This window comes from Microvirga aerophila, assembly GCF_003332305.1.
Classification (GTDB): Bacteria; Pseudomonadota; Alphaproteobacteria; order Rhizobiales; family Beijerinckiaceae; genus Microvirga; species Microvirga aerophila.
The window spans coordinates 1-22,769 of record NZ_QOIO01000006.1 but is presented as its reverse complement, the minus strand read 5'-3'; the positions used below and the strand labels follow the sequence as shown (position 1 = coordinate 22,769).

24 protein-coding genes are annotated in these 22,769 nt (G+C 62.9%); 15 read left to right on the top strand and 9 right to left on the bottom strand.

The genetic code is table 11. The features are described 5' to 3' along the window. Window positions 1-14: 14 nt before the first annotated feature. Genes DRB19_RS04380 through DRB19_RS04365 form a run of 4 tightly spaced genes read left to right on the top strand, consistent with a single transcriptional unit; the run spans window position 15 to window position 2,306 of the window. Window positions 15-443 carry a hypothetical protein gene (locus tag DRB19_RS04380; RefSeq protein ID WP_114184827.1) on the top strand — a complete coding sequence of 143 codons (429 nt, stop codon included), beginning with the start codon at window positions 15-17 and terminating at the stop codon, window positions 441-443. Window positions 444-479: 36 nt separating this feature from the next. Continuing rightward, entirely contained in the window at window positions 480-1,487 is a 1,008-nt protein-coding gene (locus tag DRB19_RS04375; protein ID WP_114184826.1) for a WD40 repeat domain-containing protein, read from the top strand. Between the two features lie 6 nt (window positions 1,488-1,493). Further along, window positions 1,494-1,769: a hypothetical protein gene (locus DRB19_RS04370; RefSeq protein ID WP_114184825.1), complete on the top strand. Its 276-nt coding sequence runs from the start codon at window positions 1,494-1,496 to the stop codon at window positions 1,767-1,769. 12 nt (window positions 1,770-1,781) lie between these two features. Beyond that, the gene (locus tag DRB19_RS04365; protein WP_114184824.1) at window positions 1,782-2,306 is read left to right on the top strand and encodes a DUF2937 family protein; all 525 of its coding nucleotides are present in this window, start codon (window positions 1,782-1,784) and stop codon (window positions 2,304-2,306) included. A gap of 91 nt (window positions 2,307-2,397) precedes the next feature. Here DRB19_RS04365 and DRB19_RS04360 read toward each other — a convergent pair whose 3' ends face one another. Continuing rightward, a complete protein-coding gene (locus DRB19_RS04360) occupies window positions 2,398-2,736 on the bottom strand; it encodes a hypothetical protein (RefSeq protein WP_114184823.1) in 339 nt (112 codons plus the stop codon). A 114-nt stretch (window positions 2,737-2,850) separates the two neighbouring features. Then, a complete protein-coding gene (locus DRB19_RS04355; RefSeq protein ID WP_114184822.1) occupies window positions 2,851-4,281 on the bottom strand; it encodes a homospermidine synthase in 1,431 nt (476 codons plus the stop codon). Between the two features lie 257 nt (window positions 4,282-4,538). Between DRB19_RS04355 and DRB19_RS04350 the strand changes: the two genes are divergently transcribed. Beyond that, window positions 4,539-5,723, top strand: a complete 1,185-nt coding sequence (locus DRB19_RS04350) for an MFS transporter (RefSeq protein ID WP_162815582.1) — start codon at window positions 4,539-4,541, stop codon at window positions 5,721-5,723. A 32-nt stretch (window positions 5,724-5,755) separates the two neighbouring features. Here the strand turns inward: DRB19_RS04350 and DRB19_RS04345 are convergent, their stop codons facing one another. Next, window positions 5,756-6,328, bottom strand: coding sequence for a GNAT family N-acetyltransferase (locus DRB19_RS04345; RefSeq protein ID WP_114184820.1), 573 nt, complete (start codon window positions 6,326-6,328; stop codon window positions 5,756-5,758). 156 nt (window positions 6,329-6,484) lie between these two features. Next, entirely contained in the window at window positions 6,485-7,639 is a 1,155-nt protein-coding gene (locus DRB19_RS04340) for a type III PLP-dependent enzyme (protein WP_114184819.1), read from the bottom strand. A 628-nt stretch (window positions 7,640-8,267) separates the two neighbouring features. Here DRB19_RS04340 and DRB19_RS04335 point away from each other — a divergent pair. The 8 genes from DRB19_RS04335 (at window position 8,268) to DRB19_RS04300 (ending at window position 15,680) form a co-directional block, all read left to right on the top strand. Further along, on the top strand, window positions 8,268-9,827 hold the full coding sequence (locus DRB19_RS04335; RefSeq protein WP_114184936.1) for an OpgD/OpgG family glucan biosynthesis protein: 1,560 nt from the start codon (window positions 8,268-8,270) through the stop codon (window positions 9,825-9,827). 110 nt (window positions 9,828-9,937) lie between these two features. Then, complete coding sequence (locus DRB19_RS04330; protein ID WP_114184818.1) at window positions 9,938-10,951, top strand: ABC transporter substrate-binding protein; 1,014 nt, start codon at window positions 9,938-9,940, stop codon at window positions 10,949-10,951. A gap of 18 nt (window positions 10,952-10,969) precedes the next feature. Next, the gene (locus tag DRB19_RS04325) at window positions 10,970-11,755 is read left to right on the top strand and encodes an ABC transporter ATP-binding protein (protein ID WP_114184817.1); all 786 of its coding nucleotides are present in this window, start codon (window positions 10,970-10,972) and stop codon (window positions 11,753-11,755) included. Continuing rightward, window positions 11,752-12,594 (top strand): ABC transporter permease, encoded by an 843-nt coding sequence (locus DRB19_RS04320; protein WP_114184816.1) that lies wholly within the window; start codon window positions 11,752-11,754, stop codon window positions 12,592-12,594. The genes DRB19_RS04325 and DRB19_RS04320 overlap by 4 nt, the downstream gene beginning before the upstream one ends. Window positions 12,595-12,714: 120 nt before the next feature. Beyond that, entirely contained in the window at window positions 12,715-13,260 is a 546-nt protein-coding gene (locus DRB19_RS04315; RefSeq protein WP_245439275.1) for a MarR family winged helix-turn-helix transcriptional regulator, read from the top strand. 104 nt (window positions 13,261-13,364) lie between these two features. Beyond that, window positions 13,365-14,270, top strand: coding sequence for a DMT family transporter (locus DRB19_RS04310; RefSeq protein WP_114184814.1), 906 nt, complete (start codon window positions 13,365-13,367; stop codon window positions 14,268-14,270). A 14-nt stretch (window positions 14,271-14,284) separates the two neighbouring features. Beyond that, on the top strand, window positions 14,285-14,590 hold the full coding sequence (locus DRB19_RS04305; RefSeq protein ID WP_162815581.1) for a TfoX/Sxy family protein: 306 nt from the start codon (window positions 14,285-14,287) through the stop codon (window positions 14,588-14,590). A gap of 103 nt (window positions 14,591-14,693) precedes the next feature. Then, a complete protein-coding gene (locus tag DRB19_RS04300; protein WP_114184812.1) occupies window positions 14,694-15,680 on the top strand; it encodes a 2-hydroxyacid dehydrogenase in 987 nt (328 codons plus the stop codon). A gap of 91 nt (window positions 15,681-15,771) precedes the next feature. On the opposite strand, the gene DRB19_RS04295 is transcribed toward DRB19_RS04300, so the two are convergent. Continuing rightward, the gene (locus DRB19_RS04295) at window positions 15,772-16,815 is read right to left on the bottom strand and encodes an AraC family transcriptional regulator (RefSeq protein ID WP_114184811.1); all 1,044 of its coding nucleotides are present in this window, start codon (window positions 16,813-16,815) and stop codon (window positions 15,772-15,774) included. Between the two features lie 189 nt (window positions 16,816-17,004). On the opposite strand from DRB19_RS04295, the gene DRB19_RS04290 reads away from it, so the two are divergent. Continuing rightward, window positions 17,005-17,301 (top strand): tetratricopeptide repeat protein, encoded by a 297-nt coding sequence (locus DRB19_RS04290; RefSeq protein WP_147021691.1) that lies wholly within the window; start codon window positions 17,005-17,007, stop codon window positions 17,299-17,301. Window positions 17,302-17,386: 85 nt separating this feature from the next. On the opposite strand, the gene DRB19_RS04285 is transcribed toward DRB19_RS04290, so the two are convergent. Further along, window positions 17,387-18,133, bottom strand: a complete 747-nt coding sequence (locus DRB19_RS04285) for an SDR family oxidoreductase (protein WP_114184809.1) — start codon at window positions 18,131-18,133, stop codon at window positions 17,387-17,389. 36 nt (window positions 18,134-18,169) lie between these two features. Next, a complete protein-coding gene (locus tag DRB19_RS04280) occupies window positions 18,170-19,978 on the bottom strand; it encodes an IlvD/Edd family dehydratase (protein ID WP_114184808.1) in 1,809 nt (602 codons plus the stop codon). Between the two features lie 244 nt (window positions 19,979-20,222). Between DRB19_RS04280 and DRB19_RS04275 the strand changes: the two genes are divergently transcribed. Next, window positions 20,223-20,822: a hypothetical protein gene (locus tag DRB19_RS04275; RefSeq protein WP_114184807.1), complete on the top strand. Its 600-nt coding sequence runs from the start codon at window positions 20,223-20,225 to the stop codon at window positions 20,820-20,822. Window positions 20,823-20,838: 16 nt separating this feature from the next. Here DRB19_RS04275 and DRB19_RS04270 read toward each other — a convergent pair whose 3' ends face one another. Then, window positions 20,839-21,633 (bottom strand): tellurite resistance TerB family protein, encoded by a 795-nt coding sequence (locus DRB19_RS04270; RefSeq protein ID WP_114184806.1) that lies wholly within the window; start codon window positions 21,631-21,633, stop codon window positions 20,839-20,841. A 63-nt stretch (window positions 21,634-21,696) separates the two neighbouring features. Continuing rightward, the gene (eda, locus tag DRB19_RS04265) at window positions 21,697-22,341 is read right to left on the bottom strand and encodes a bifunctional 4-hydroxy-2-oxoglutarate aldolase/2-dehydro-3-deoxy-phosphogluconate aldolase (protein ID WP_114184805.1); all 645 of its coding nucleotides are present in this window, start codon (window positions 22,339-22,341) and stop codon (window positions 21,697-21,699) included. Window positions 22,342-22,769 lie beyond the last annotated feature (428 nt).

Below are 22,769 nucleotides of genomic sequence, written 5' to 3'. Positions count from 1 at the left end.
TGAGCAATGGCCTTATGTCGGTTTTTGTCTCTGTCCTGTCCATTGCGTCCTCCCTGGCGGCCGAGACAAGACGCCATAAAGAGTTCGCGGCTTGGATCGCGTCACAAGATCAGGCCATCCTCGGCCACGGTTTTGCGGGGTTCGACATCGCCGACATGCCGTGGAAAGCCGAAACGATAGCAGCCGATGAAGATTTCATGCTCTCGGCGGTACGGCTTGCCATGACGAAAACCGGCTGGGAGCGGCTCGACTACACGCCGCCTGACGAGTTGATCATACGCCGGCTCGATCACTTCTGCCTTATGCTCCAGGAATTTCGGCTTGAGCACACTCGTGCGATTGAGGAAGGTTCGATAGGCGGGAATGACCCAGTGATCGCCACCTGTCCCATTCATGAAATTTACACATCGCAATATGGGTGTCCTATCTGTCATGATCATTAGAGACCGTGCTACGGCTCCCCCGGAGGGATTGCCCGAATGACTGCTGGAACTGCTCCGTCTCTGACCCAAAGCGTCGTCCCGGTGAATGCCGGGGCGCATGTCACGGCCGTCGGCTGGCTCAAAGGCACCGTCGCGTTCGGCTTGACCGACGGCGGCGTCCTGCTGGCAAAGGATGCGGAGACGCACCGGGTCGAGGCGCATCCGGATGCGGGCATTCTGGTGGCGGCCAGCGACGGCGAGCGCTTCGTCACGGGCGGCGATGACGGCCGCGTCGCCGTGACCGGCCAGGACGGCTCCACGAAGACGCTGGCGCAAACCAAGGGCGCCTGGATCGACTCGCTGGCGATCAGCTCGGGCGGCGCTTTCGCCTACGGGGCCGGCAAGCGCGTCATCGCCCATGACGACCGGGGACGGGAGAAGACCCTTGAGGTGCCCACCACGGCCCGCGGCCTCTCCTTCGCGCCCAAGGGATACCGGCTCGCGATTTCGCACTATAACGGCGCAACCCTGTGGTTCCCCAACGTCGAGGCCAAGCCCGAGGTGTTGGAATGGAAGGGGTCCCACCTCGACATCACCTGGTCGCCTGACGCGCGATTCGTGGTGACCTCCATGCAGGAGAATGCCCTTCACGGCTGGCGCCTGATCCCCGACAAGGGACACATGCGCATGAGCGGCTACCCGTCGAAGACGCGCTCGCTCTCCTGGTCCGGCGACGGCAAATGGCTCGCCACCTCCGGGGCGGAGGCCGCCATCGTGTGGCCCTTCGAATCGAAGGAAGGCCCCATGGGCAAGCAGCCGCGGGAATGCGGCGTGCGTCACGCCAAGGTCAGCCGCGTCGCTTTTCATCCGAACACTTATGTGCTGGCCGTCGGCTACGAGGATGGCTGCATCCTGCTCATCCGCCTGAACGATGCGTCCGAGCTGCTCGTGCGCCCGGCCGTGCAGGATAGCGGCGTCACGGCCATGGCCTGGGACAAGGCTGGCCGACGCCTCGCCTTCGGCTGCGCGGATGGACAGGGCGGCATCCTGACCCTTCCAACCTAGCTCCCCATGCGTCTCGGTGCTTTTCTCAAGGATGCGTTCGGCCGCTCCAAACCGGACAGGCAGGCGGTCCAGCAGGTGAAGGATTGGACCCGGGCAGCGCTCCGGGCGCCGGACGACACGGCATTTGCCGTCAATGAGATCGTCTGCGCCGATCCGGGGTGTCCGGGCATCGAAACCGTGATCCTGGTGATGGAGCCTGGGGCGAAGACACGAGCCTACAAGGTCCCCAAACCACTGGACGAGGTCACGGAACAAGATATCGGCCAAGCTCTTGAGTCATGAGGAGGTGGCGTCTTGTCCCGAATCATCCGTATCGTGGCTTTCGGGCTTGGACTCATGGGCGGGGTCGTGGCCTCGCAAGGCCCTGAATTTTCACAGCAATATCGGCAGAGGCTCGGGGGCGCGATCGACGAGCTCAACCAGGTCATTGCCCGCTTCGACAACGACGCCCAGGCCAACGGCGAGACACGGGACGGCGCGATTGCCCGCCTGCGGGGCAACCCGGACGATCTCGTCAGCCGCCAGGGCGTGGCCATGCAGGGCAATGTGGAACGCCTGGGACGGCTCGACGCCCACCGCCAGGCCATGATCCAGGCCGGCCCCTTCGCACGGGTCGCCACCATGGTCCGGGACGGGGACCTGGACGTCATGGAAGCCGCCTATCGCGATTTCGAGCCTGCGGTGCCCGTCACCGAGGAAGGGCTCCTGTCGGCCGCGATCGGGTTCGTGGCGGTCTGGGGCGGCATTCTGCTGCTGGCAGGCTTCCTGCGCAGCCTGCGGCGGCCTCGCGGGCGGGCGGCCGCCCGCGCTCAGGCTTAGAGCATCGGACCCACTTTTGGGTCCGATGCTCCGCTCTCAAGCAGCACATCGTATTGAGCGGAAAACCGGGTCCACTTTTCCGCACGATGCGCTAGCGTTCGGTTTCGGGCTTTCCGGCCAGCACCACGTAAAACCCCAACCCATCCTGGGCCGGCAGGGTCTGCAGGCGCTCGATCCAGCCGCGCTTCTTCGCTTCGAGCAGCGCCTTTCCGACGGGCTGGAACAGGGTCTCTCCGCCCCCTTCCGGCGGCGGCGCGAGGCGGATGGCGACCGATTTGCTCTGTGCGAAGCGGCTTCGTTCCAGCATGTCCTGAATCGAGGCCGCCGCTTGCTCGCGTGATGCACCGCGCAGATCGAGCACGGATTCCGCATCCGTGACCCCAAGCGCGCCCCGGAGCTTGTCGGCGTAGAATTCCTCGAAATGCGGCATTCCGGCTTTCTCCGTTCTTGGTCGGGCGGGCCTGCGCCCGGTGATCCACGCCGTGTTTCATCAGGGCATAGAAGACCTGCATGGCCGGCTCAAGGCCGGCCATGCCGCGTGTTGTTACCGCACCAGCACGTTCCGGAACTGCCACGGGTCGGAGGTGTCGATGTCTTCCTGGAAGAAACCCGGGCGGCCATCGAGGGGTGTCCAGTCCGTGTAGACGCCAACCACCGGGCCGAGATACGGCGTCTGCACCTCGAGGCAGCGGCGGAAGTCGACCTCGTCCGCCTCGACGATGCCCGCATCCGGGTTTTCGAGCGCCCAGACCATGCCGGCGAGCACCGCGGACGTGACCTGAAGGCCGGTGGCGTTCTGGTAGGGCGCGAGTTTGCGGGTTTCCTCGATTGAGAGCTGCGAGCCGTACCAATACGCGTTCTTGCCGTGGCCGTAGAGCAGCACGCCGAGTTCATCGACGCCGTCCACGATTTCGTTCTCGGTGAGGATGTGATGCTTCTCCTGCACGCGCCCGGCATCGCCGAACATCTCGTGCAGCGAGAGAACGGCCTCGTTGCACGGATGATAGGCGTAATGGCAGGTCGGCCGATACACGGCCTTGCCGTTTTCGCGCACGGTGAAGAAGTCGGCGATGGAAATCGCCTCGTTGTGCGTGACCAGGAAGCCGTATTGCGGCCCAGGCGTGGGGCACCAGGTGCGAACGCGCGTGTTGGCGCCGGGCTGAAGCAGATAGATCGCCGCCTGGCTGCCCTTCTCGTGCGTGCGCCCGTTCTCGGGCATCCATGTCTCGTGCGTGCCCCAGCCCAGCTCTGCGGGTTGCACGCCCTCCGACACGAAGCCTTCCACCGACCACGTGTTCACGAACACGCCCATGGGCTTTTCGGACGTGGCGCGCTGGGTGTCGCGCTCGGCGATGTGGATACCCTTCACGCCGACCTGCTGCATGAGGCGGGCCCATTCCTCGCGGGACTTGGGCTCCTCGACCTTCATGCCGAGGTCGGCCGCGATGTTGAGCAGCGCCTGCTTGACGAACCAGGACACCATGCCCGGATTGGCGCCGCAGCACGAGACCGCCGTGGTGCCGCCAGGCTTCTGGCGGCGCGCATCGAGAATGTCCTCACGCAGGGCATAGTTGGTGCGGGCCCCGGGACCGGCGCTCTTGTCGAAATAGAAGCCGGCCCAGGGCTCGGCGACGGTATCGACGTAGAGCGCTCCGAGTTCGCGGCACAGTTCCATGACGGCCCGGGACGAGATGTCGACCGAGACGTTGACGCAGAAGCCCTGACCAGCGCCTGCGGTCAGAAGCGGCGCGAGAAGATCGCGATAGTTCTCCCGCGTCACGGCCGCATGGACGAACTTGATCCCCCGCTCGTCGAGCAGATGGCGGTCGGCATCGTTGGGGTCGATGACCACGAAGCGGCTCTTGTCGTATTCGAAATGGCGCTCGATCAAGGGCAGCATGCCTTTGCCGATCGAGCCGAAGCCGATCATGACGATCGGGCCGGTGATGCGGCCATGGACGGGCCAGTTGGTCATCAATGGTTCTCCTAGATGAGCGGATGGGAGGGTGCCGACAGGATCGCGGCATTAAGGCGGCATCTAGTGTTGCGGAGCCACCGGGGTCAATGGTTGTCGACGTTTCCTTGTGGTGGACCGGGATTTGCCCTGGGATATAGGGCGGTCCTTGGATCGGCGCTGGCATTCCGGCCCGGCCTTCGCCATGCTGTAACAACAGCCTTGCCACTAAGGCGCCCTTCACGCTTCCCGATCCGATGAAACTTTATGAACTGATCGTGCGACACGGCCGTGTCATCGGCCTTGGCTTCGCACTGACGTTTCTGTCCTCCTTTGGGCAGACTTTCTTCATCTCCCTGTCGGGACCGAACATCCGTGACGCCTTCGGCCTCACGAACGGCACCTTCGGGCTGATCTACTCCGTCGCCACCTTGTCCTCGGGACTGTTGATGATCTGGGTCGGCAGCGTCATCGATCGGGTCGATGTCCGTCTTTACGCAACGGTGGCGCTGCTCGGGCTGGCGGCCGCAGCCGTCAGCCTCTCGCTGGCCCCGAACCTCGTCATGCTGGGCCTGAGCCTTTTCTTCCTGCGCTTGTGCGGACAGGGAATGCTGAGCCATGCGGGCGTGATGAGCACGGCCCGCCTTGCGGAGGGCATCCGCGGCAGGGCGGTCGGGGTCGCGACCCTCGGGTTCCCGACAGGCGAAGCAACCCTTCCGGGCATCGCCCTCGTGCTCATCGCTACGTTCGGCTGGACGGGCACCTGGCGGATCGCCGCCGCGATCATCATCGTGGCTCTTCTTGCCGGCTGGCTTCTGGGATTCGTTTTGAGAGCCCGGGATCGAGACCTCCCGAAAGCCACACAGGCGCTCGGTCAGCACGAAGCCGGCCCGCGCTGGATCGACATCCTGCGGGACTGGCGGTTCCTTGCTCTGATTCCCACCATGATCGGCTATCCGGCCATCATGACCGCGTACTTCTTCCACCAGCGCTACATCGCCGACGTGAAGGGCTGGCCCCTGGAGCTTCTGGCGAGCAGCATCACGCTCTTTGCCCTGGTGTCCGTGGCCGTGACTATGACGGCGGGCATCCTCATCGATCGCTTCGGGGCGATTCGCCTCAGTCACTTCTACCTTTTCGGCATGATCGCCGCATCCGTGGCCCTGGCGGGGTTCAGCGGTCCGGCCCTGGCGCTTGTATTCTTCGGTCTCGTCGGCCTGACATCCGGCTGCACCAACGTAGTCATCGCGGCGGTTCTGGCGGAACTCTTCGGCACACATCATCTGGGCAAGATCCGCGCTCTCGCGGGAGCCTTCATGGTGGCGGCGTCGGCCCTGGGTCCGGTCGGCGCAGGAGTGCTCCTGGACGCCAATGTGAGCATCGCGGCGATCAGCCTGGGCTTTGCGGCCTATCTCGTGCTGGCGGCGGCAATCACCTTCGTGCTGCCGAACACGAGAGCCTGACGTCAGGCTCTCGGGTCCCAGCAATGTGCGCCTCAGGCGGCTCTTCCGGCCCAAGCCCAGTTGCCCTGCGCGGCAGCCGCCACGAGAGCCGCGAGATCGGGCTTCTGCTCCAGCATACCGGTGGCCGACACGAGGCCGCGGGCACCATCGAGAGCGCCCGCCTGGAGCTCCAGCGCCAGGAAGCGGCCGCGCTCGTAGGGGCCCGGCATCCACAGGGACCGGGTCGCCTCGGTCGAGAAGCCGAAGCGCTGGTAGTAAGGCGCATCGCCTACCAGCAGCACAGCCGCGTGGCCCTGTGCTGCGGCGCGCTTGAGCGCCTCGCGCATGAGCTTTGCCCCGAGGCCGAGTCCCTGGCAGGACGGATCGATCGCGATGGGCCCAAGCATCAGCGCAGGACGATTCGGCCGCGCCGAGACGTGCCAGAGCCGCACCGTGCCGATGATGGCGCCGTCCCGCTCGATGACGAGAGACAGGCCTTCGGCGGGAACGCGTCCCTCGCGCAGGCGCTCGCAGGTCTTCTGGAACCGCTCCTGCCCGAAGCAGGCATCGAGCAGCTTTTCGCGCGCTTCCACATCGCGGAAGGTTTCTTCGCGGATCGTGATCATGGCCGTGGCCTCCCAAAGTGAGGGGTGAGCGACAGCCCTCGCACCTGCATCGAGCATCGGACGCGAGACGCGTCCGGGGTGAGCCCAAGCAGGCCGTCCGGGACAACTTTTCGGGGTTGATGCCTGCCTCGCGGTTCGAGGCAGGCGGGACGTGAGTTAGATCACGTAGGACTTGAGCGGCGGGAAGCCGTTGAACGCGACCGCCGAATAGGTGGTCGTGTAGGCGCCCGTGCCCTCGATCAGCACCTTGTCGCCGATCTCCAGCGAGACGGGGAGCGGATAAGGCTCCTTCTCGTAGAGAACATCGGCCGAGTCGCAGGTGGGACCGGCGAGCACGCACGGAACCTTGCGGTCGTGATCGCGCTCGCTGCGGATCGGGTAGCGGATCGACTCGTCCATCGTCTCGGCGAGGCCGCCGAACTTGCCGATGTCGAGGTACACCCAGCGCACCTCATCCTCGTCCTGGCTCTTCTTCGAGATGAGGACAACCTCGGTCTCGATGACGCCTGCATTGCCGACCATGCCGCGGCCCGGCTCGATGATTGTCTCGGGGATGCGGTTGCCGAAGTGCTTCGACAGCGCCCGGAAGATCGATTCGCCATAGGCTTCGACCATCGGAACGGTCTTCAGGTACTTCGTCGGGAAACCGCCGCCGAGGTTGACCATCGACAGGTGGATGCCACGATCGGCGCATTCCCGGAAGATCGTGGAGGCAGACCCGAGGGCCTGATCCCAGGCTTCCGTGTTGCGCTGCTGCGAACCGACATGGAACGAGACGCCATAGGCCTCGAGACCATTCCGGTAGGCATGCTCAAGCACGTCGACCGCCATCTCCGGCACGCAGCCGAACTTGCGCGAGAGCGGCCATTCGGCGCCGGCGCCGTCGCACAGGATGCGGCAGAACACCTTCACGTCCCGTGCCGGCACGCCCACAAGAGCAGCAGCCCGGACGATCTTCTCGACCTCCGCCTCGCAATCGACCGCAAAGAGGCGCACGCCGAGTTCGAGGCCGCGAGCGATGTCGCGCTCCTTCTTGATCGTGTTGCCGAAGGAGATGCGCTCAGGGGTTGCGCCTGCATCCAGCGCGAGCTGGATCTCGACCACGGAGGCCGTGTCGAAGCACGAGCCGAGGTCGGCCAGGAGCTTGAGCACCTTCGGGTCCGGGTTCGCCTTCACGGCGTAGAACACACGCGTGTCGGGGAGCGCACGGGCAAACTTTGAGTAGTTGTCACGCACCACGTCGAGATCGACGACCACGCAGGGGCCATCCTCACGTCGGTTGCGCAGGAATTCACGAATGCGCTCAGTCATGGCGCTCTCCCCACCAAAGGTTCAATGGAGGCTCACGGGCCTCGGATTGAAAGTTCAGACGACAGGTCGTCCGGCGTCAGCGAGGGAAGACGACACTGCCTTTCGTGCGATGGAGACACGACAAGACAATGGGTTCTTCACCCGACGATGCTGCCTTGGATTGGAAAGGGAGGTTCCCTGTCCGCACGCGCGGCAATGATAAACAAGCCTCTTCGGTGCTGACCTTTGGAGGGCCAACGAGACCAAAAAAGCCCGTTCGTCGTTGCTTTAAGTCACGTCCCCCGTTGAGAACGAGGTACGCCGGTTTCGCCTCCGGCTGCCGGTTAGGGGTATCGAGAACTAGGGCGTTCTCGGGCGGCTGTCCGGCCTCTTGTCCGGATGCCCACCAACCGGCACGCGACCACAGGCACGTGCGAAATTGGGCATGACTCAAATAAGCGGGTTGCCCCCCGATCACAAGACCTTTTCGCGCCTTTCGGGAGATTTTTTACAGCCTCTCGCTGCCTTCTTTCCCACGGCTTAATGTTCAGCTTCCATTAAGTGCGAGAGCTTCAAGAGATTGGCTGCGGCCCTATATCAAGGTGCCGCCCGGCCTCATTTCAAGCCCAAGAAGAACAGTCCGCAGATCATGATGAACCTGTCCCGCCGCGCCCTCCTGCAGAGCCTCCTGGCCACCGCCGCGGTGCCGCCGGCCTGGGCCCAGCAGCAGACGGGGGCGCCCGCTCCCAATCCATTTCGATTCGAGGATGTGGTGCGCCGGGCGCGGGAGCTGGCGGCCGCTCCCTACGAATCAATTCCGGTCCAGCTGCCTGAGCCGCTCAGCCGGCTGAGCTTCGACGATTACCGCGATATCCGCTTCCGTCCCGACCGGGCGCACCTGGCCTCGGGAGGCGGACCGTTCCGCATGCACCTGTTCCATCTCGGCTTCCTCTACCAGCGTCCCGTCACGGTGAACGTCCTGCGCGACGGGGTTCCGACGCCGATCCCCTATCAGCGGGAGCTGTTCGACTACGGCCGCAACAAGATCGAGCGGCCGCTGCCGGTCAATCTCGGTTTTGCGGGATTCCGGCTCCATTACCCGCTCAACGACCCGAAGGTGTTCGACGAGCTGATCGCCTTCGTGGGAGCGAGCTATTTCCGCTTCCTGGGAGCGGGCCAGAAATACGGGCTGTCGGCCCGCGGCCTCGCGCTCAACGTCGAGGGCGGAGCGGCCGAGGAGTTTCCGAACTTCCGGGAGTTCTGGATCGAGATGCCGAAGCCCGAAAGCGAGCGGGCCACCATCTATGCCCTGCTCGACAGCCCGTCGGTGGCGGGAGCGTACCGGTTCGAGATCTACCCGTCGAAGGAGACGACCCTCGACATCACGGCCACGCTGTTTCCGCGTCAGACGCTCGCCAATGTGGGCATCGCCCCGCTGACATCCATGTACTTCGAGGGCGAGAACGACCAGCACCGCACCGACGATTTTCGGCCGGAGCTGCACGATTCGGATGGCCTTCTCATCCAATCGGGCGCCGGCGAGTGGATCTGGCGCCCTTTGCGCAACCCGCCCCAGAAGACGATCTCGTCGTTCCACGACAACAACCCGCGCGGCTTCGGGCTCATGCAGCGCGACCGGGTTTTCGAGAACTATCAGGATCTCGAAGCCTATTATCACCAGAGACCCGGCTATTGGGTCGAGCCGATCGGCCAGTGGGGCGAAGGCCGGGTGGAGCTGGTGGAGATTCCGACCCCGGATGAGACACACGACAACATCGTGGTCTCCTGGGAGCCGAGTCGGCCCTATGAGGCAGGCCAGGAAGTCACGCTTTCCTACCGGCTGCGGGCCATGTCCGCCATGGGCGCGATGCACTCCGGCGGCGGGGTGGTGAACACCTTCCACACCCCGCCGCGAGCCAGCGGCTCGAACCAGCCCAGCGATCCGACCCATCGGCGCTTCATCATCGACTTCGCGGGCGGGAACCTGCCTTATTACTTCGGGGACCCGGGCCAGGTGCAGCTGATTCCCTCCACGTCGGCCGGGACGATCACGAACACCTTCCTCATGCCCAACGACCACACGACGGGCTTCAGGGCAGCCATCGACGTGAAGCTTGAGCCGGGGCAATCGACCGATCTGCGGGCCTTCCTGAAGGCAGGCAATCGAACCCTTACCGAAACATGGACCTATCCCTGGTCGGTGGAATGATTCGGCCCTGATGGGGCCGTCGCCGCTGCGGGTCTTGCCAAGCCCCGCACGAGCGCGCAGAACCTCGGCTGAACGGCGGGGGCCCTCGCCGAACACGGGAATTGCTGCGGATGAAGTTGAGTGCATGCCTGGCGGGAATGGTGGCGGCGGGTCTTGGCTGGGGAGCAGGCAGCGCCCTGGCGCAGCAGCCCCTCACCGAGGTGACCTTCGGCACCAACTGGATTGCGCAGGCTGAGCACGGCGGATTCTACCAGGCCGTGGCCGATGGGACCTATGAACAGCATGGCCTGAAGGTCACGATCGTGCCGGGCGGGCCCCGCGCCAGCAACCGCATGCTCATGACGGTCGGCAAGCTCGACTTCTATATGGGCGGCAGCATGATCCAGGCCTTCTCGGCGGTCGAGAAGGATATCCCGACCCTCGTGGTGGCGGCTCTGTTCCAGAAGGACCCGCAGGTTCTGCTGAGCCATCCGGGCCAGGGGCTCGACACGTTCGAGAGCCTGAAGACCTCCAACGACATTCTCCTGTCGAAGGACGGCGTCGCGACCTTCTTCCAGTGGATGAAGGCCGAACATGGCTTCAAGGACGAGCAGGTGAAGCCCTACGGCTTCAATCCGGCCCCGTTCCTCGCCAACAAGCGAGCTGTGCAGCAGGGCTACGTGACCTCGGAGCCGCTGGCCATCGAAAAGGCCGCTGGCTTCAAGCCCAATGTGTTCCTGCTCGCGGATCACGGCTTCAGCACCTACTCGACCACCATCGAAACCCGCCGGGAGACGGTGGAGAAAAACCCCGACCTGGTGCAGCGCTTCGTCGATGCCTCCATCATCGGCTGGAGCCACTATCTCCATGGCGACAACACCCGGGCGAACGCGCTGATCAAGCGCGACAACCCGGAGATGACCGACGAGCTCTTGGCCTATTCGGTCGCCCGGATGAAGGAGCACGGCATCGTCGATTCAGGCGACACCGCGAAGCTTGGCATCGGGGCCATGACCGATGCGCGGATGAAGGACTTCTTCGACAAGATGGTGAAGGCCGGCCTCTTCAAGGCGGATTTCGACCACCGGAAAGCCTACACGCTCCAGTTCGTGAACAAGGGCGTGGGGTTGAAGCTGACAAAATAGGACGCGGTGCTGCGTCCCATGGCAGAGATTGCTACTCCACTGGTGTCGTTACAAGGCGTGACGAAGGTCTTCACCAATGGCGTCATGGCGCTCGCAGATTTTGATCTCGACGTTCGTCCGGGGGAATTCCTGTCTCTGCTCGGACCTTCGGGATGCGGCAAGTCGACGGCTTTGCGCATCATCGCGGGTCTCAGTCGCCCGAGCAGCGGCGGCGTCACGTGGCCCAATGCGGCCACGCAGGATCATCGCGGCGAGATCGGTTTCGTTTTTCAGGACCCGACGCTGATGCCGTGGGCCAATGTGGCGGACAATGTTTGGCTCCCATCACGCCTTCGCGGCGTCTCGAGAGATGCCGCAAGGGAGAACATCTCGGAGAGTTTGTCTCTCGTCGGCTTGAAGGATTTTGAGAACGCGTATCCGCGGGAGCTGTCCGGCGGAATGCGGATGCGGGTGTCGATTGCGAGGGCGCTGAGCATCAAGCCCAAACTCCTCTTGATGGACGAACCCTTCGCCGCCCTCGACGAGATCACGCGCTTCAAGCTGAACGACGACCTTCTGAAGTTGCAGCGCGATGTGGGCTGCACCATCGTGTTCGTGACGCATTCGGTCTACGAGAGCGCCTATCTGTCGAGCCGCATCGCCGTGATGACGCCGCGGCCTGGCAGAATCGCCGCCGAGATCGAGGGGGTTGCGCAAGGCGGGCGTGACATGGATTTCCGTACAAGCACTGCTTATGCCGAGCTGTGCCGCCACGTCTCACGGGTGATGATCGACCTGACCTCGAACGAAGGCGCTCTATCATGACAGCGCCCCTCTCCCCGGCCCTTGGACGGCGCAACGCTCTCGAATGGCTCCTGCCGGCCGCGGTGTTCATTGCTGCCATTGCGGGCTGGGAGGCTTACGTCCGCGCCCATGCGGTTCCGACCTATATCCTGCCCTCTCCGAGCTTGATCGCCACCACGATGGTGGCGGACTGGCCGCTCCTGTCCGCATCCCTTCTGGTGACGCTCAAGACCACGCTTCTCGGTCTCGTGCTTGCGGTTGTCGGCGGCGTGGCGCTCGCGGTTCTGCTGAGCCTGTCGAAACTGGTCGAATATTCCGTCTACCCGTTCGCGGTGGTGCTTCAGGTCACGCCCGTCATCGCCATCGCGCCGCTTCTTTTGATCTACCTGCCGCAGGACATCGCGGTGCTCGCCTGCGCCTGGCTGGTCGCCTTCTTCCCGGTTCTGTCCAACACGATGCTCGGGCTTCAATCGACGGACAGGAACCTGCTCGAACTGTTCGAACTTTATGGCGCCTCCCCTGTTCAGAGCCCGGCGGCGCGGTTCGGCTCCCGGTTGAAAGCGCTCTGGATCCTGCGTCTGCCGGCTGCCCTTCCGGCCTTTCTTGCGGGCCTGCGGATTGCAGGCGGACTTTCCCTCATCGGGGCAGTGGTGGCCGAGATGGCCGCGGGATCGGCCGGAGCCGGCTCAGGGCTCGCCTACCGCATCATGGAAAGCCAGTACCGGCTGAACATCCCGCGCCTGTTCGCGGCGCTCGTGCTCCTGGCTTTCACGGGAATCGTGCTGTTTCTGCTCCTGTCGGCCCTCACCCGCATCCTCCTGCGGCGCTGGCATGAAAGCGTGCTTGCGCAAGAGGGTTGAGGCTGCGGCCGGATGGGCGCAAGGTCGTTAGACTGTGAAATCGTCTGAACTGTCATGGAAACGTCACGGGATCCTGACCATGATGTTTCGACCAAGGTTCCAAGACAGCGGGGGAATGGGATGGACAAGGACGTCAAGCATCCTGGTGGAAAGAGCGTCGGCTGGGCTTTGGTCCAGGCCTCGCGGCTTCACCGAAGCCGCACGGGCGACAAACTCTCGGATCTCGGCCTTTTCGCCGGGCAGGAGCAGGTCCTGCAGGCTCTTGCCACGTCAGGCCCCATGACCATGGGCGATTTGGCGGCGATTCTGCGCGTCAGGCCGCCGACAGCGTCGAAGACCGTGTCGCGCCTGTCCGCCCTCAAGCTCGTCGAGCGCCATACGGAGCCCGGGGACGCTCGCGTGGTCCGCGTGAAGCTGACCAAGGACGGAAAGCGCAAGGCCGCCGCCATCGATGCCCTCTGGGACGAGGTCGAAGCCGAACTTCTGGAAGGCTTCGACAACAAGGAGCGCAAGCGCCTGCGCAAGCTCCTTCGCAAGGCCGCCAAGAACCTCGCCCGGCTCACGGGCGCCGATCAGACCGGGTTCGAGGGCGAGAGCGACGACGAGTTCGAAGACTTCACCCCTCCCGAGGCGGAGCCGGAATCAGCCTTGGCCGCAACTGCCTAAGCGCCGATCCGGGCCCGTCGGCTGGCGACCCCTGCCCGGGACGCAGGAGGGCCGTGCGTGGCGCGCACTCGCCGTGACGGAGTTGTGCCGCTAGCATCCCGAGCATGGCCGACACCCTGCCCGTAACCTATGCCACGCCTGCCTCCCTGCGCAGGCAGCGTCTCGTCGGCATCGCCCTCATGTGCGGCGCGCTGATCTGCTTCTCCGGGTTGGACGCCACCGCGAAATGGCTCAACCGCTCCGTCGATCCCCTCGTGACCGTGTGGGCCCGCTACATGTCGGCCGTCATCCTGACGTCCCTCGTGATCAATCCCTGGACACAGCCCGGCTTTACCAGAACGCGCCGGCTGCCGCTGCAGCTCCTGCGCTCGTTTCTGGTTTTTCTCTCCACCGTCTGCAATTTCGTGGCCCTGCAGTACCTGCAGCTCGTTGAGACCATGTCGATCATGTTCTCCACACCGCTCATCGTGGCCCTGGTAGCCGGGCCGATCCTTGGCGAATGGGTCGGCGCCCGCCGTCTTGTCGCCGTCGGCATCGGATTTCTGGGAGTTCTCGTCATCACGCGCCCGGGGCTGGGCGCCATGCATCCAGCCGCCCTTTTGTCCCTGACGGGGGCCGTCTCCTACGCGTTCTACGGTATCACCACCCGGATGCTGGCTTCGTCCGATTCCTCGAAGACCACGACGTTCTACTCGGGAGTCGCCGGCATCGTGCTCATGATGCCGCTCCTGCCGTGGTTCTGGACCACGCCGCCCACGGCTCTGACCTGGGCCCTTCTGGCCCTCACGGGCGTTTTCGGAGCCGTCGGACACTGGCTGCTGATCCTGGCCCATGCCCGGGCTCCCGCGGCGATCCTGTCGCCGTTCATCTATACCCAGATCATCTGGATGCTGGCCTTGGGCTATATCGTGTTCGGGGACTGGCCGGATGCCTGGACGTTCCTGGGCGCGGGCATCGTCATCGCGTCCGGCATGTATCTGCTCTATCGTGAGCGGGCGAGGCAGCAATAGCCGGGGATCGCATTGTGAGCGGCGAGCCGGTCAACACTCTTCCGGGCATCGGGCCCGTGACGCAAAGGTGGCTCGATGAGGCCGGAATCGGAACGATCGATGCCCTGAAGACCATCGGCGCGGTCGAGGCGTACTGTCGCCTGAAGTTCATGTTTCCTCGGAACGTCACGCTCAACGCTCTTTATGGGCTCGAAGCCGCCTTGCGCGGCTGCCATTGGGCTGATCTCCCGCCGGACGTGAAGGCAGTCCTTCAAGAGGAAGCCAAGGGGATCGACCGGGCTCTGCGAAAGGGCCCGGAAACCCGCTGCAATCTCCGCTAGGTTTTTTCCGGCGAAGCTGTTCTGGTTCGCCATTGCTAAAGCAGCACGAAGAGGAGACTTTCCTTGCTGCGCTGAAACCGTTCGAGAGGGCACAGGACGAACCATGACGAAAACCGATATTCTGATGCCGGGGCCATTGCTGCCGAGCACCATGCAGGCGCTGGACGAGGCCTTCCTTATCCATCGCCTCTGGGAGCAGCCGGACCGCGACGCCTTCTTTCGCGACGTAGGTCCCCGCATCCGCGGCATCGCCACGAGCACCGGAAGCGGCCCCATGAACGCAGCGCTTTTCGGCCGCCTTCCGAATCTGGAAGTCGTCTCCAGCTTCGGGGTCGGCTACGACAACGTTGATGTGGCGGCCGCCGCCGAGCGCGGCATCATCGTCACCAACACGCCCGATGTTCTGAACGACGAAGTGGCGGACCTGACCATCGGGCTTCTCCTCGCAACCTTGAGACAGATCCCGCAGGCGGACCGTTATCTGCGGGCCGGACACTGGCTGAAGGCTCCGCTTCCTCTCTCGGCCACCCTGAGGGCGCGCACGGTCGGCATCGTGGGTCTCGGCCGCATCGGCAAGGCTATCGCGAGGCGGCTCGAGGGCTTCGACGTCGCCATCGCCTATCACGGCCGCACGAAGCAGGACGATGTCGCCTATCCGTTTTACGCCACCGCGACCGAACTCGCCGCAGCCTGCGATGTGCTGATCGTGATTACGCCCGGCGGCGCCTCCACCAAGCACCTGATCAACGCGGATGTCCTGAAGGCCCTGGGCCCCAATGGCGTTCTGATCAACGTCGCGCGCGGGAGCGTGGTCGATGAACAAGCGCTGATCGAAGCTCTCAGGTCAGGAACGATCCTCTCCGCCGGTCTCGATGTCTTCCAGGACGAGCCGAATGTTCCGCAGGAGCTGATCGACATGGAGCATGTGGTTCTCCTGCCGCATATCGCGTCGGCGTCCGTCCACACGCGCAAGGCCATGGGGCAGCTCGTGGTCGACAACCTGATCTCGTGGTTTGGCGGAAAGGGGCCTCTCACCCCTGTGCCGGAAACTCCATGGGCCCCGACAGAGCCGCCCGCCACGGCAGGCTAGAATGTCGTGAGGAAAAGCGGCCTCGCGCTTTCCTCACCAGACATGCACCGCTTCCACCATGAGCATCGGGTGAAAACCGGTGCTCCAAGCGTCAGGCTTTGAGCTTCTTCAGCAGGGTCTGGCGCGGGTTGACGCCATAGGTCCGTTTGTAGAGAGACGCGAACTCTCCCATGTGGTTGAAGCCGCAGAAGAGGGCGATATCCGTCACGGTGGAGAGCGCCGGGTCCGCCGTGAGCAGCGCCTGGTGCGCATGGCGCAACCGCACGGACCGGAGATAGGCCATCGGCGTCATATGGCGGAAGTTCTGGAAGCCGGTCTGCAGGCTTCGGGCGCTCACGCCCGATTGAGCCGCGATGTCGGCAAGCGAAAGCGGATAGGTGAAATGCGCCTCGATATAGGCTTCCGCCCGCTTCACGTAATAGGGCGCGGCGGCAGGCTGCGGCTGGTGCAGCGCAATCGAATAGATATGCCTATGCGAGAGCAGGAAGCCAGTGATCACCATCTGCTCAAGTTGCTGGCGGGCGGCCGCAAACTGCCTGACGAGGGAGAGCGGGTTGCTGATCTCGGTCGAGGTGTACCGGACGAGGCGAAGCCAGCTTTGCCCGGCCGGACTGTCGAGATCGAAATGCGTTTCGAACTGGACATGCCCCTCGATGTCGCGCCCGAGCAGCTTTGCGCAATACTCGGCGATGCGGTGCCGGTTCATGATAAGCCCGAGACCGTCGCTCTCATCGCTGAAGCGGAGGGTTCTCGGCGGCCCGGACGTGAAGGTGACGCCTTGCGAGCCCGACATGGAATACTCCTTGCCGCGCATGACAAGTTCGTTGCTGCCCCTCACGGCCATAGCGAAGCCGATCCGATCATCGGATTCCTCAGGAGCGAGGTCCGCCTCCAACTTCGACCTGAAACGCGTGTTGAAGACGCTGAAGTCACTCCGACCGCTGAAACCGAACTCGCCCTCGAATTTAGTGCCCCGCGACGCCGGCGTCAGCCGATGCTCGGTAACAGTATTCCTAAGAATATCTTCAAACTCATCGAGTTTCGGGGTCCTGAATGCAAAATCAGCGATGAGGCTGTTACTCGAAGCGACCGGAAATCCAACTTCAGTATTAGGTGAATACTCAGAATCGGCCATTCCGATCTCCTGCGGGAAGCCCGCTGAAAGGAACGCTACTATTCCTACGTTTTTCCGACAAGACCTGCGGTTATTCGATTTCCGTAGGGTAATGAACCTGCCACATTCTCCCTGCCACTCGCCGACAGAGGGTGGTTTTAACTGAGTAAGTAGAAATTAAAACAAACTATTAGAAACTTGGAGTTGAACGTGGTCATCGCCCTTATTAGCAATAGTCAGTTCAGACTTCCCTACATTCTCAAATTCATCTACGGGAAGCAGGGCGATGACCACACTTTTTCAGCCCCAGAATCCTGCCGTGAGAATGACTACGACGCTCAATTCTACCTTTGTCGTGGCATAACCATGTATCACCTCGGTGAGTACGATAAGGCCATCAGCGACTTTGGCCGGGCTTTGAGGATCAACTGGCGTGATGAAAATGTCGTTCAATGGCTCGACAGGGCAGAGCGGGCCCGGGCGGAGGAAGCCCGGTCAGCCACCTAGATCCCCGGAGTAATGGTTCCTGCCCGAGTCCAGCAGGATCAGCACCGTTCAATCGCAGCCCGAAATTAGGCTCCGGCGAGCTGAGCTAGAGAGCGAAGCCGCCATCCACCAAGTGGACATGTCCCGTCGTGTAGCTTGACTCGTCCGACGCAAGATAGACCGCAAGCCACGCCACCTCCTCAGGGGTACCGAGCCGCCCCATGGGCTGCCGGTCGATGAAGGCCTGCCGCACCACATCAAGACTCTGCCCCGAACTTTCCGCCTGAGAGCGGATGCGCTCATCGAGCGACGGCGACTGGATGGTGCCGGGACAGATGGCGTTGGCGCGTACGCCCTGTTTGATGAAGTCAGCCGCGACTGCTTTGGTGAGGCCGATCACCGCGGCCTTCGTGGCGCCGTAGACATAGCGGTTCGGGATGCCGCGCACGGACGAAGCTCCCGACGCGATGTTGACGATCGATCCGCCGCCTTTGCCGAGCATGCCCGGCAACACGGCCTGGATCGTCCGATGCATGGATTTCACGTTCAGGTCGAACGAGAAGTCCCAATCCTTGTCGGAGCAATCCAGGACGGTGCCGTGATGCACGAAGCCGGCAGCGTTCACGAGCACGTCGATCGGACCCGTCTGCGCGAGGAGCTCACTGACGGCCTGGCCTGAGAGCACGTCGAGCGCACGGTGCTCAGCCCCCGCGAGATCACGAAGCTTCTCGACATCGAGATCAGTGGCGAAGACCTTTGCGCCCTCGCGGATAAAAGCGTCCGCGATGGCGCGTCCGATCCCCTGCCCTGCGGCGGTCACGAGGGCCTTCTTACCTTTCAGCCGATCAGTCATGGTGCGTCCCGCATGAGGGTTGTCGTGGAGGTTGATCTAGTGATTGTCCCGGGGCACTCCGAAGGTTTGCGCAACCTTCTGGAATTTCACCGCAGGTCTCAAGGTCATGCCGTCCGCGAGTTGGTCCACCATGGCGCGCTGAATTTCCTGCCACGGCGTCTGGCTTGCAGGATAAGGATAGCCGCCCTTGGCGTTCAGATCGGAACGACGCCGCTGCAGTTCCTCATCGGAGAGCAGGATGTCCGCACGACGCTGGTTGAGATCGATACGGATGCGGTCGCCCGTCTGCAGCAGCGCGAGCCCACCTCCGACTGCCGCCTCTGGCGAGGCATTGAGGATCGACGGCGTGGCGGACGTGCCCGACTGGCGGCCGTCCCCGATGCACGGCAAGGACAGAACGCCTCTTTTGATGAGCGCCGCAGGCGGTTGCATGTTCACCACCTCAGCCGCACCCGGATAGCCGATAGGGCCGGCTCCGCGCATGATCAGGATCGTGTGCTCATCGATGTCGAGCGCCGGATCATCGAGGCGATGATGGTAGTCCTCCGGCCCGTCGAACACGACGACGCGGCCCTCGAAGGCGTTCGGATCATCGGGATTGGACAGGTACCGGTCGCGGAACTCCTCGCTGATCACGCTGGTCTTCATGATCGCCGATTCGAACAGAGTGCCTTTGAGATTCAGGAAACCCGCCTTCTCCTTCAGCGGATTGTCATAGGAGCGGATCACGTCCCGGTCCCAGCTGAACTTGCCCCTGCTGTTCTCGCCGATGGTGGCGCCAGTGCAGGTGATCGCATCCTCGTTGATCTTGCCGGCGCCGATCAATTCGGCCAACACGGCCGGCAAGCCGCCGGCCCGGAAGTATTCCTCACCGAGGTATTCACCTGCGGGCTGGACGTTCACCAGCAGAGGAATGTCGAGACCGAAGCGCTCCCAATCGTCGTTGTCGAGCTGAACGCCGATATGCTTGGCGATGGCGTTGATGTGGATGGGCGCGTTGGTGGAGCCGCCGATGGCCGCATTGGCGACGATCGCGTTCTCGAAGGCTTCGCGGGTCATGATGTCGGACGGCTTCAGATCCTCCCACACCATCTCGACGATGCGTTTGCCGGTTTCATAGGCGGCTTGCCCGCGCTCGCGATAGGGAGCCGGAATGGCGGCCGATCCCGGAAGCGCCATGCCTAGGGCTTCGGCGAGCGCATTCATGGTCGAGGCGGTGCCCATGGTGTTGCAGTGACCGACGGACGGCGCGCTCGATCCGACGATGTCCATGAACTGCTGATAGTCGATATCGCCGGCCGCATGGCGCTCGCGGGCTTTCCAGACGACGGTGCCCGAGCCGGTGCGTTCGCCATGGTGCCAGCCGTTGAGCATAGGACCGACATTGAGCGAGATCGCCGGAATGTTCACGGTCGCGGCCGCCATGAGGCAGGCCGGCATGGTCTTGTCGCAGCCGGTCATCAGAACGACGCCATCCAGGGGATAGCCGTAGAGCACTTCCACCAGGGACAGATAGGCCAAGTTGCGATCGAGGCTGGCGGTGGGCCGCTTGCCGGTTTCCTGAATCGGATGGCACGGGAACTCGAAAGCGACGCCTCCAGCGGCCGTGATGCCGTCGCGGACACGCTTGGCGAGTTCGATATGATGCCTGTTGCAGGGCGACAGATCGGAGCCTGTCTGCGCTATGCCGATGATCGGCTTCTTGCCCTGGAGTTCTTTGCCGGTCAGGCCGAAGTTGAGGTAGCGCTCAAGATACAGGGCTGTCATGCCCGGATTGTCCGGATTGTCGAACCAAAGCCGGGAGCGCAGCTGATCGGGCGTGCGACGTTGAAGCCTCTCAGCCATTTCCTCATATCCTTTCAAGTCTTGCTTATTGAGCTGTGCCGATTTGAGCCGGAGCCGGGATGGAAATCAACCGTCCCCTGCCGCACCGGTTCCGGAAAGTTGCAATCCTCCAGCATGATCGGCGGGAAACGCCCGGCAATCCCACGATGAGACAGTCGCAAGGACGCTCTCATGGATATGCTGTTGCAACGCGGTCGCGAACGCGCTTTGATGCGTTCGATACATTATTTCAAAGCATCGGGTCATGTTCCGGCGCTTCGCACCTTTTCTGCTTGGTATTTTCGCCGCCGGCCCGGGCGTGGCCGATGATTGTCCGAACGCCGAGTCGGCAAAGCTTGGGTTTATCCTCGAGCGACAGGGCGCACACGCGGAAATTCGGCCGGCTCCCGGGCATTTCGTTCATGTGGTCAACACCTATTCGGGCGGCAAAAGGCAGGACGTCATCTATTACCGGGGCCTTTTTCCGATCAGCCGATTCGACGACACGGCGCGCAGCATCAACGTGCCCGTGTCCGACCTGCGATCCATCTTTCCGCTCACCGTGAAAGCGCGGCGGGCTCTCACTTATGCGCCTTCCGAACCATCCAAGGTCGGAGAGTTGATTTCCCTGGAGATGATTGTGACAGGCCAGGAGAGCCTTCAGATTGGCTCCTGCACTTATCAAGTTCTCATCATCCGGAACCGCTCCATGAATGCCGACGGACAGGTATCGTTCGAGTTCACAGATCTCTACTCCACGGATCTCGGCTTCGTCCTGGCAAAGCGCTATGATGAAAAGGGCGGGCGTCAAACGACCGTGATGTACCAACGCATCAGGCCGTTGAGCCGCCCGTCACGGCTCTGACGAAGCCAGAGCCGGATCACCCCATAGAATCAACCGTGCTTTCGATCTGCCGCCTCATGGCCTGATCAAGATCGAGCGCTTCAGCCAATTGCCGCAGAAACTCCCGCTCCTGGATCGTATCGGGATCGATTGCAATGCGCGCCGCCGTATAGACCTGAGCCGCTAGTTCCGGATCGTTGACGGCGGACGAAAGCTCATCCACGTCCGCCGGTGAAGCCATTTCACGCTCGAGCCAGCTGGTCGCCTGCGGATCAATGCCTGCTTCCGCGAGACCTTTGATAATGCGCGCCCGCTCCCCCTCGTCGATATGTCCATCCGAGGCCGCTGCCGCGATCATGGCCCGCAGAAACAGCATGGCGTCATCCTCGGTTTGCGACATGGGATGGAAACGAGATGTCGATGGGATCTCGCTAACAGACTGGGCGTCTGCGCTTTGAGTGTCCGTGGCTTGTGACCCTTGAGCGGCGAGCACGGGCTCGCCTTTTCGCTGTTGCTGAAACGCCCTGTAGGCAAGAGTGCCGATCAGCGCGAGTCCCCCGAGCTTGACGAGATTCCCGCCAATGCCGCTTTTCTTACGCCTGCCGAACATGAGGCCTGCCAACCCAATAACCGCCGCGTGCGTCAGGCCAGGGTTCTGCACGGCGGCATCCTTCGCCTTCTGAAGAAGCTGTTGGGGCGACTGGCCGGTAAGCTGGCCGAGGCCCTGTTCGAGCTGCTTTCCGATGTCTGGTAGTGTGGGTTGCCCTTGTGGCGCGTCGGGCCGGCCGACCGTACCGACGATGGCGTCCAAAAGCTTCTTGTAATCGATCATGAAGGCCTCCTCCTGTCTGTCCTAAGCTGAGCTAAGGACACAACGGAGGCCTGACCGAATGGTTCAGGCGTTCGGGCCAAGGGCCGCCGCCTCCGCGGCCAAGCGTCCAATCCGCCCAAAATCGCCTGACGCAAGGGCGTCGGCGGGTGTGATCCAGGTTCCGCCGACGCAGGGAACGTTCTTAAGTGACAGATAGGAGGGAGCGGTGGCAAGATCGATACCCCCTGTCGGGCAGAAGGACAGCATCGGCAACGGGCCTTGCAGCGACTTGAGCCAAGCGGCTCCGCCGGAGGCAGCTGCGGGAAAGAATTTGAGGAATTCGAAGCCGAGATTTTGCAAAGTCATGGCCTCCGAAACCGTCGAGCAACCTGGCATCACCGGAATCGCAGCCTCCCGGAGACGTTCCGCCAAACGCAGAGGGGTCCCCGGCGTCACGATGAATTTCGCGCCCGCATCAATGACCTCCTGGATCTGCCGTGGCTCCACGACCGTACCGGCGGCCACAACGGCATCCGGCACAGCTTTGGCGATGGCGTTGATTGCGTCCAAGGCTCCAGCTGTCCGCAACGTGACCTCAATGACCGGCAAGCCGGCCTGAACAAGTGTATGGGCCAAATCGATGCTCACACGGGGGTCGGTGATGGTCAGGACCGGGATCACCGGCGCGAGCCGCACGTATCCATGCAGGATCGATGTATGAGCAGACATAGCCTTGTCCTCCTCTGATCGGCTCAGGGAGAAAACACTTCTTACAGTTTGTCCAGTTTTTGTTTCAGGTCGGGATGTGCTGGACAGATAGCACTGTCTCAGTAAGCCAGCGAGGGATACGTCTGATAGCGGGCGGTTGCACGCGACAACAAACGGAGGTCGGGGGACAATACTGACGGCTCGCCAATACCGCTGAGATGCCGTGATGGAACGACGTGTGACTTGGCTTCAATCGAAATGTGGTGTCACGTCGAGAAATGCTCAGTGCAGGCTCAAGACGGGATTGCGCCTGAGTTTACCAGCGCGCTGTCCCATTAAATTATCCGCCATGGCGTGTGGTCTCCAAGCGGCGTCGGCCTGCTCGCATCCTTGCTCTGTATTCTGAACAGCAAAAAACCCCTGACGCTATTGGCGCACAGGGGTTTTCA

Coding starts and splice junctions, on each gene's coding strand:
- DRB19_RS04320 (WP_114184816.1), top strand. CDS start 11,752: ATGACAGCGCCCCTCTCCCCGGCCCTTGGACGGCGCAACGCTCTCGAA.
- DRB19_RS04315 (WP_245439275.1), top strand. CDS start 12,715: ATGGACAAGGACGTCAAGCATCCTGGTGGAAAGAGCGTCGGCTGGGCT.
- DRB19_RS04275 (WP_114184807.1), top strand. CDS start 20,223: ATGTTCCGGCGCTTCGCACCTTTTCTGCTTGGTATTTTCGCCGCCGGC.
- DRB19_RS04355 (WP_114184822.1), bottom strand. CDS start 4,281: ATGACCAACTGGCCCGTCCATGGCCGCATCACCGGCCCGATCGTCATG.
- DRB19_RS04270 (WP_114184806.1), bottom strand. CDS start 21,633: ATGATCGATTACAAGAAGCTTTTGGACGCCATCGTCGGTACGGTCGGC.
- DRB19_RS04360 (WP_114184823.1), bottom strand. CDS start 2,736: ATGCCGCATTTCGAGGAATTCTACGCCGACAAGCTCCGGGGCGCGCTT.
- eda (WP_114184805.1), bottom strand. CDS start 22,341: ATGTCTGCTCATACATCGATCCTGCATGGATACGTGCGGCTCGCGCCG.
- DRB19_RS04345 (WP_114184820.1), bottom strand. CDS start 6,328: ATGATCACGATCCGCGAAGAAACCTTCCGCGATGTGGAAGCGCGCGAA.
- DRB19_RS04310 (WP_114184814.1), top strand. CDS start 13,365: ATGGCCGACACCCTGCCCGTAACCTATGCCACGCCTGCCTCCCTGCGC.
- DRB19_RS04330 (WP_114184818.1), top strand. CDS start 9,938: ATGAAGTTGAGTGCATGCCTGGCGGGAATGGTGGCGGCGGGTCTTGGC.
- DRB19_RS04295 (WP_114184811.1), bottom strand. CDS start 16,815: ATGGCCGATTCTGAGTATTCACCTAATACTGAAGTTGGATTTCCGGTC.
- DRB19_RS04335 (WP_114184936.1), top strand. CDS start 8,268: ATGATGAACCTGTCCCGCCGCGCCCTCCTGCAGAGCCTCCTGGCCACC.
- DRB19_RS04325 (WP_114184817.1), top strand. CDS start 10,970: ATGGCAGAGATTGCTACTCCACTGGTGTCGTTACAAGGCGTGACGAAG.
- DRB19_RS04285 (WP_114184809.1), bottom strand. CDS start 18,133: ATGACTGATCGGCTGAAAGGTAAGAAGGCCCTCGTGACCGCCGCAGGG.
- DRB19_RS04380 (WP_114184827.1), top strand. CDS start 15: ATGTCGGTTTTTGTCTCTGTCCTGTCCATTGCGTCCTCCCTGGCGGCC.
- DRB19_RS04375 (WP_114184826.1), top strand. CDS start 480: ATGACTGCTGGAACTGCTCCGTCTCTGACCCAAAGCGTCGTCCCGGTG.
- DRB19_RS04340 (WP_114184819.1), bottom strand. CDS start 7,639: ATGACTGAGCGCATTCGTGAATTCCTGCGCAACCGACGTGAGGATGGC.
- DRB19_RS04280 (WP_114184808.1), bottom strand. CDS start 19,978: ATGGCTGAGAGGCTTCAACGTCGCACGCCCGATCAGCTGCGCTCCCGG.
- DRB19_RS04370 (WP_114184825.1), top strand. CDS start 1,494: ATGCGTCTCGGTGCTTTTCTCAAGGATGCGTTCGGCCGCTCCAAACCG.
- DRB19_RS04300 (WP_114184812.1), top strand. CDS start 14,694: ATGACGAAAACCGATATTCTGATGCCGGGGCCATTGCTGCCGAGCACC.